This window comes from Mariniflexile sp. HNIBRBA6329 (genome assembly GCF_043558645.1).
In the GTDB taxonomy this organism is placed as follows: Bacteria; Bacteroidota; Bacteroidia; order Flavobacteriales; family Flavobacteriaceae; genus Mariniflexile.
Genome location: NZ_JBIFXS010000043.1, coordinates 1 through 664 on the forward strand (window position 1 = coordinate 1; position 664 = coordinate 664).

1 protein-coding gene and 1 pseudogene are annotated in these 664 nt (G+C 37.0%); both read left to right on the plus strand.

Going from position 1 to position 664, the window contains the following annotated elements:
* Positions 1–282, plus strand: a pseudogene (locus ACGK9U_RS16115) (galactokinase); the annotation flags it as partial.
* A 22-nt stretch (positions 283–304) separates the two neighbouring features.
* Positions 305–664 (plus strand): galactose-1-phosphate uridylyltransferase (gene galT / locus ACGK9U_RS16120; protein WP_394467585.1); only part of this gene is annotated, 360 nt, incomplete at its 3' end.

A 664-nucleotide genomic window follows, 5' to 3' on the forward strand; every position in this document is an offset into this window, starting at 1 on the left:
CTTGGAAAACTAATTTATGCCTCGCATGATGGCTTACAAAACCAATACAAGGTAAGTTGTGATGAATTGGATTTTCTTGTAAAACAGGCTAAACTGAACGGTCATATTTTAGGCGCTCGAATGATGGGAGGCGGTTTTGGTGGCTGTACCATTAATTTAATTGAAAAATCAGAAACAGAATCTTTTAAAACGTTTGTTTCCGAAGCTTATAAAACCCAATTCAACAAAGAATGCTCTATATATAGCGTTAAACTTTCTGAAGGCACACATTTAATAAAATAATTAAAAACTTATCTCAAACAAAATGAATACGGATTTACAGGATTATTCACATAAAAGGTACAATATATTAACTGGCGAATGGGTATTAGTCTCGCCACATCGCGCCAAACGTCCTTGGCAAGGACAAAATGAAGCTATATCCAACGAAGTTAGGCCAACACACGACCCTAGTTGTTACCTATGTGCTGGAAACACCAGAATTAATGGGGAAATAAACCCGAATTATGAAGATGTGTTTGTTTTTACCAATGATTTTGCCGCTTTACAGACCGATTCCAAAAACTTTCAGATTGAAGATGGTTTACTTTTAGCGCAAAGCGAACAGGGCATCTGTAAAGTCATTTGTTTTAGTCCGGACCACTCCAAAAGTTTGGCGGACATG